The following is a 7,009-nucleotide window of genomic DNA, read 5'->3' as shown; positions in this document are numbered from 1 at the left end:
GAGCTCTTAACTACGTTGTACATTAGTTTTTTAGTGCCCGGGGCCCTCTTGCTGTTGATGGTTTTCTGTTGATCAGTTGTGGTTTGTGCAACAACTCTTAGAAAAAGGAGAAACTATTTATGTACTTTTGCAACCACCTCTATCTTGTTGGCCGTCTTGAGGCAAACATTCAGGCTGCCTTTAAGAATAAGCATGAACGATTGGCCACCTTTACCTTACTCACTCCTATTAAGGACAGTAACAATGAACGTTTCTTCAAATACCGGGTTTCTGTTGAAAATCCATTGTTGGTGGAATACGCAGAAAGTTGTTTGATTGCCGGCAAACTGGTATTTGTTTTGGGGCGATTTGAACCAGATTTGGATGAGTCTGGCCCCTCTTGGGTTGTGATCTCTGAAGACTTTGGCATGCTGCATCCTATTGGCTCGCACGTGCATCCCTCACCTCCCATATCACCTTTAAACGACGATAATTAATCTGAGTTTTATAAGGAAAGCATTTGCTTATCTCCTGCGGGCTGTCGCCAGTCGCCATCCCGGATCCAGTCCGGGATGGGTATACCTTGATTTTAACTCAGGTCTACACTATATATCTTATAGATTTTAAATATCTTTTGTGAAAAGGTGCTATAGTGTTGAATTATTTATCGAAGAAATTTTTATTTTTTATTCTGGGTTGTGTGGTTGGAACGTCGGTTTCTGCGAGTGCACCATACGTTATGTATTTTGAACAACAAGCTCAAAAACCTTCTAGGGTGCAAATCTATCAAGACGATGATTTAATTTTTGGAAAAACGTTGGATTCCTCAGATTGTGGCGCACCAATTGAGCTTGGTTCTCTTGGCACGCTTCAATTAGATGACCAAGGGCAGATTGAAAATTTTACTCTTAATGCTTTGGAAGAAACGATCCAATTGATTGGAGCCATCAAAACCGCTGTCTTCAATTGCCAGGCTGCAAATTTGATCAACGTTGGAACCTTGGAGGTTACCCGCCAAGGAACAATGAATCTCACGCAAAATTTGAGAAATGAAGGTGTTTTAAGTTTAGCCAAAGGAAAGTACAACATTGATAATCTGTGCCAGATTACCCCAGAAGCACGCATGACAATCTACGGCGGCGTGCATATGCAATACGGTGACATTAACAACCTTGGTCAAATTATCTCAAAGGCCAATTTGACGATTAAGCATCACTCAGATGTTCAGTGCTTGGGGAAAGTACGTGTTGAGGGAACCTTAAGGTTAAAGCTTGGAGACCGAGTCAATAGAGAGATTCTTTTGTCTGAAGTCACCTCGAATGGAAAACCTTTTGTCGGTCCACTATCGAGTGCCCCTTCTTATCCTGTGCGCACGTCTTCCCCTAACCGGCAGAAGAATTCTGGCTCTTTTAGAAAATCATCTAAAAAGCGGTCGGTACCCCAAGATGATGCAGGATTTTTGACCGCCACACAACTGTACAACGTTCTAGAAGAACTCAAAAAAATACCACAAGGAAAAAATGTGCACCAATTCAATAAAACATTTGTTGTCAAGCACAGAGAGTTTATTTTAAAATGCAACCAGGACTTGGGGGCAAAAAAAACTTGGAAATTCAATGCTATCCAGCAGCAGATTCAGAGGTATATTGACTTCACAGGAGACGGCGACTTTCCCAAACTAAAAGATGCTTGGCAAAAACTGAAAGGATATTTGCAGAAGCACCCCATTGACCGGGAAACTGGATTAAATGTTGCTGAGATGCTATCTCAAACCTGGGATCTATGTCTACGTTTGAATGTCATGGAGAGGCAGAACCAACTCTTTGGTTTAAACACTGGAAGGTTCCTTGCTGCCTTATCTGAAAATATCGAAGAAAATGGTGGATGTTTTCCGGGATTTGCTGGACGCTTATTTCGGGAAAATATATACTTCCTTCGCGGATTCTATTACACCCCTTAATGTGGCTCTTTTGAAAAACGTGTGGGGATACTCGCCCCGGGCAGAGATTGCGCTTTTGGACACCCACTGTAGCCGTCATCTTGAATGCTGAATCAAGTTCAGTACAGGCAGCTGATTTTCCAAACTTGCGACGTAGTCGCGCGAATTGGAAAATCTTTGCGATCTATTGAGCGTCATCCCGGACTTGATCCGGGACAGGATCCATTTCCAACCCAATCATTTTCAACTAATTTAACCTGAGTTTTGAATCAGACTGTTGATTTTCTGATGCACTTAAGTTACTTATTAAAATTTCTTCTTTGGCAAAGTTTAAATATAATAATTAACAAAAAATTAAACATTCTTGAATTATAATTAACTTATATTAACCTTAAATATTTAGGAGAAATATTATGTTTAAGAAAATTTTTACCGTTTTTATTTTTGCATTAATTTTCACGCTACCTCAGCCTACTGAGGGAACAAGTTTAAAAGGAAAAATACCGAAAATAACTCTTCCTCTTCCTACTACTACTACTACTACTACAGCTCAAGACACTCTTCAGTCTGTCGAAGTTTATATGCAAAAGCTATTAGCTAACGAAGAGATAGAAGGCAAGAATATTTTACTCGTCTTAGATCTTGATGGGACGCTGACCAATAAATCATCTCCGAGTGATGACGAGGCTCAGCCAAGAGAAAACGCAGTAGAATTTGTGAAAAATATGATTGACCGTGGAGTTAAAGTTGTTGTTTCTAGTGCATGGCACGATTTCGATGCAACTTTGAAGCGTATCAGAGATCTGGGACTGGAGAAGAAGCTAAACCCTGATATGAAAAATAAGGAATGCATGCACCATGAGGACAAACTATTATCAAACACAAAATTATATGTTTGCGTTGCGGGTCTTGTGAGTTCGGTTAGAGACGCAAGAAAAGAATCGCTGGAAGAAGAAGCATCTTTTTCTAAGGAAGCTGGGCTGGTATATGATAAAAAGATTTTTTCCTATCAATTTGTATATCAAGATTTAGGGAGTCAAGGTATCATCAAGCATATTGTTTTTGCTGATGATTCCCCTCAAAATGTTGCAACTTTTACAAATGGGTTTGTACAGCTACAAAGTTCTGGCTTATTCGAAAATGCACAACAACAATCTTTTTCGTTATCAAGAGTTTTTGGACAAACTAATTTAGAATAAGAAGTAAGAGCCAATGGCACCATACTGAAGAGAAATGGAAACCTCTGTTTCCTGATACGCTCAAAGTGATCATTTACCCGAGTAAACTGCGCACTTCTTGCTATCATTAAAGCAGCGTTGGACAAAATCGGCTTTCGGCATGACGGCTAAGACTGATCAAAGTACCTCTTATCCAAAACTCAGGTTAACTATTCAGCTCACACCGCTGTCATATATGGACGTTGCATTTGTAGCTCATGGCCGTAAGGCCAATGAATTTCAAAGGAACAAGGTTTTTCTACTTAAGTTGATGCCATTGGGGTGTATGCAAAATCATATTTATCCTTGTAAATTAATAAATTTTCATTTACTGTAAAGCCTAAATTCATGATCTCACATTAAATTCAAGCCGCACCCCTAAAGAAGCTTGACTTAAGAAAGGGAACCATTGTGACTAAGATCGTCCAATCACATTTGGAAATTATTATTAAGGGTGTTTTTTATGCTTAGATCAATTAGAATCATTTCGATAGCTTTTGTTTTGTCTTTGTTTTTTCCTCTGTTGAACGCTCAAGCCAGCGAAAGCGAAAAGGTTACATATGACAACCTTCCCGTTGACTTGAGGCGATGCATAGTTAAAACTTGTCTTCCTACTAATGACTTTAAGAACTGGCTCTATGTGTCCAAAAAATGGCGCCAAGCAACACAGGAGGTGTTAGCAAGTGTTTACTTCCTTCCGGATCCATTGAATCAGAACATAGAAAATTCTGAGCTGCGTTTTTTTACCAATCTGACCCTTCTGAACCTTACTAGCAATAGTAAGGTGACGAACAAATCTGTCAGCAAACTCACTAACCTGACTCATTTAAACCTTACATTTAATGAGAAAATCAATAATTGCTTAAAACGTCTGAATAAATTGCAGGTCCTAATCCTTAAGTGTAATAATATGGTACAGAATGAACATATCACGACACTCACCAATTTAACGGAGTTGAACCTGAGTTGCGATATGTTACTTCCGTCCAACCCAAACATCTTGCCATGTATAGCCAGTAGTTCCATTACCCCTGATGCTATAGAGAAACTTCCTAAGCTTACCCTAGATACAGTCGTCCTTGACAAAAATCCCCACCGCGAAAAGATTGAAGAAATTTTAGCTAAGAGAACACCTACTAAAACTGACCCAGACTGTTGATTTTCTAGTGCCCTCAAGGTACTACGCTTGCCTCGATCATAAATTGCGCTTTTGGACACCCTCTGTAGCCGTCATCCCGGCCTCCATTTTTTCCCAGCTCGCCAAGAGCTGGATTGGGTGCGGCCCCTTTGAGAAGTTAAAGGTAGTTAGCATCTTTTTAGAAATTTCACGGGCACTCTCAACAGATGCGACAGAACCGTAATTTTCACCCTGCCGAACAAAGCCATTGGGAGTATGAAATGTGCAGCGCTATCTCACATAACCCGTTAATATGATTTACGTGAGATTTGACAAGAACGGTTTCATCTCACATAATGCACAAAAGTGATTTACGTGAGAAATAAGCAATGAAACCTTTTGTTGGACGTCATGACGAACTCGAGAAATTAGAAGATCTTTTCCTGGCACCTAGACCTATATTGACAGTTATCAAAGGTCGACGACGTATCGGTAAAAGTCGGCTTGCCATGGAATTTGGCAAAAAACGCAGTCTAATCTCTTTTTCGGGCTTAGCTCCCAACGAGGAGCTTACAGCACAAGATCAACGCAATCACTTCGCACGTCAATTTTACTCTCAATTTGGAATACCTCCCCTCACATTTGAGGATTGGAGCGATGCATTTGCGCACCTTACCCAACAACTCACACAACAACCAACGGTTGTTTTGCTAGATGAAATTTCGTGGATGGGATCAGAAGATGCAACGTTTATCCCAAAACTAAAGGTTTGGTGGGATGAAACTTTGCAAGATTACCCCAATCTGATGCTCATTTTGTGTGGATCCATATCGACGTGGATTGATACCAATATCATAAACAGCACAGCTTTTTTTGGTCGAATATCACTACAGATTGATTTAGAACCTTTATCAATAGCTGAATCATATTCTTGCTTGGACAAACTTGGCATCCACTATTCAGACTATGATACCTTTAAGACTTTGTCCGTCACAGGAGGAATTCCCTGGTATCTTGAGCAGATCAACCCCCGATACACAGCAGATGAAAACATAAAGCGCATTTGCTTTCAAAAAAATGGAGCGCTTGTAGGTGAGTTTACCCGCATCTTCCACGAACTTTTTGGTCAAAGGGGAGAACTCTACAAAAGAATCATTCAAGCTCTTGCCGAAGGTATGAAAACCCTTGCCCAATTGCGTAATGAACTAGGATACGCCCACGCAGGAAGCTTTAGCAAATACCTAGAAAACCTACATACGTCTGGCTTTATAAGCCGGCATTACACATGGTCACTAAAAACAGGGGCTTTGGGACGACAAAGTCTTTACCGGCTTTGTGATAATTACCTACGCTTCTACGTAAAATACATCGAACCTGAACTTCCGCGTATTGAAAAGGGAAGCTTTAAGGACATGCCAATGACGGGCCTTGCGGGTTGGGAAACAATGATGGGTTTCCAAGTAGAAAATTTGCTCCTGCAAAACCGTTCTCTGTTATTAAAGGCACTAGGAATCTACCCACAGGATGTTGTTGCAGACAATCCCTACATACAAAAAGCAACACATGATCGAAGAGGATGTCAAATAGATTATCTTATTCACACACGAACCAACACCCTCTTTGTGTGCGAATCCAAATTTAGAAAAAAAGAGCTGAATGTTAGTATTATTGATCAAATGCAAAACAAAATTCATCGGCTAGCAAAGCCGAGAGGGTATGGAATTTGCCCCGTACTCATCCATCTGGGTGGAGTCACTGATGAAGTTTATGATCGAAGATATTTCTATCGAGTCATCGATATTGCGGATTTTTTAAAAGCAGAATTTTAATAGGGGTAGCAGGCCCATTTGTGTCAGAATTTGGTTGTGTCGCATCTGATAAAAATCATGAAAATAGGCTGATGTATGAAATTTCTCGGCTCTCAAAGCCGCATAAAATAAGGATTTTGTTTTTTTTGTAAATTTGCCAAAAAGGAAACTTTTTACATTTTTTGCCTAAAGTGAATGCGTTGCATACTAGCTCTGTAAATTGGGATACTATCTCCCAATTTACAGAGTTATTGCTTCAAAAGCAATATTGTATTTCAGGAAGGCAGGGATGACGGCCGCGTTGGTTTCACTGAACAACCCTGTTTTCTAGAACCTTTCAGGGTTAATGTGTATCCATTAAATGATACTTTTCGTAATCCGAGTTTCTGCATTGTATCTTCGGATACGGTGGTGGATCTTCCATCAGTAAATATTGGGTGTCGGCTAGTTTTTTCGATGGTAATCCAATATTCTGTAGCATGAATACTTGAATTATGAGCGCCTATAAATAACGCAACTAAGACAAACAGTGTTATCTTAAAATTTAATCTATGCATTTTCTCACTCTCCATTAATTTTTAAATCAATCCAATTACGCCTGCGTTCTTTTCAAGGTCTGATCCCGAAAAAAATCGAGTCTTTCCTGGTCATAACTCAAACTAAGGACGCTAGGAAAAATAACCTTTACAATCTAACTAAAATACTTTATAGACAGCGTTACGCAGCAAGATCAAGCAACAGAACGCGAAACACGATTATAAATGTTATTTTTCCTAGCGTCCTAACCCAAGCATTTCACCTTCGAATGTACAACAATATTTGGCATGGTTCAACCTCAGGTAGTCCTGATACAGGGCTGTTCAGTAAACCTATGTGATTCCCCTGTATCCCAATATATTTGCCAGATTGAGCGAATTTTCGTAGAGTTCCTTCGACACATTTTCTACCC

General features: G+C 39.9%; 5 protein-coding genes. All 5 read left to right on the top strand.

The window, feature by feature from the left end; all coding sequences use genetic code 11:
- Window positions 1-119: 119 nt before the first annotated feature.
- The 5 genes from ABFQ95_06830 to ABFQ95_06810 all read left to right on the top strand — a co-directional run bounded on the left by ABFQ95_06830 (window position 120) and on the right by ABFQ95_06810 (window position 6,081).
- Entirely contained in the window at window positions 120-476 is a 357-nt protein-coding gene (locus ABFQ95_06830; GenBank protein ID MEN8237234.1) for a hypothetical protein, read from the top strand.
- A gap of 158 nt (window positions 477-634) precedes the next feature.
- Complete coding sequence (locus ABFQ95_06825; GenBank protein MEN8237233.1) at window positions 635-1,939, top strand: hypothetical protein; 1,305 nt, start codon at window positions 635-637, stop codon at window positions 1,937-1,939.
- 392 nt (window positions 1,940-2,331) lie between these two features.
- Window positions 2,332-3,117, top strand: coding sequence for a hypothetical protein (locus ABFQ95_06820; GenBank protein ID MEN8237232.1), 786 nt, complete (start codon window positions 2,332-2,334; stop codon window positions 3,115-3,117).
- Between the two features lie 481 nt (window positions 3,118-3,598).
- Window positions 3,599-4,294: a hypothetical protein gene (locus ABFQ95_06815; protein ID MEN8237231.1), complete on the top strand. Its 696-nt coding sequence runs from the start codon at window positions 3,599-3,601 to the stop codon at window positions 4,292-4,294.
- A gap of 347 nt (window positions 4,295-4,641) precedes the next feature.
- Entirely contained in the window at window positions 4,642-6,081 is a 1,440-nt protein-coding gene (locus ABFQ95_06810; protein MEN8237230.1) for an ATP-binding protein, read from the top strand.
- Window positions 6,082-7,009: the final 928 nt, after the last annotated feature.

The sequence above is a fragment of the Pseudomonadota bacterium genome (genome assembly GCA_039714795.1).
Classification (GTDB): domain Bacteria; phylum Pseudomonadota; class Alphaproteobacteria; order JAGOMX01; family JAGOMX01; genus JBDLIP01.
This window is presented reverse-complemented; position numbering and strand designations above follow the sequence as displayed.

What these genes read in the sequence shown, in the direction of transcription:
- ABFQ95_06830 (MEN8237234.1), top strand. Translation starts at nt 120, where the DNA reads ATGTACTTTTGCAACCACCTCTATCTTGTTGGCCGTCTTGAGGCAAAC.
- ABFQ95_06820 (MEN8237232.1), top strand. Translation starts at nt 2,332, where the DNA reads ATGTTTAAGAAAATTTTTACCGTTTTTATTTTTGCATTAATTTTCACG.
- ABFQ95_06815 (MEN8237231.1), top strand. Translation starts at nt 3,599, where the DNA reads ATGCTTAGATCAATTAGAATCATTTCGATAGCTTTTGTTTTGTCTTTG.
- ABFQ95_06810 (MEN8237230.1), top strand. Translation starts at nt 4,642, where the DNA reads ATGAAACCTTTTGTTGGACGTCATGACGAACTCGAGAAATTAGAAGAT.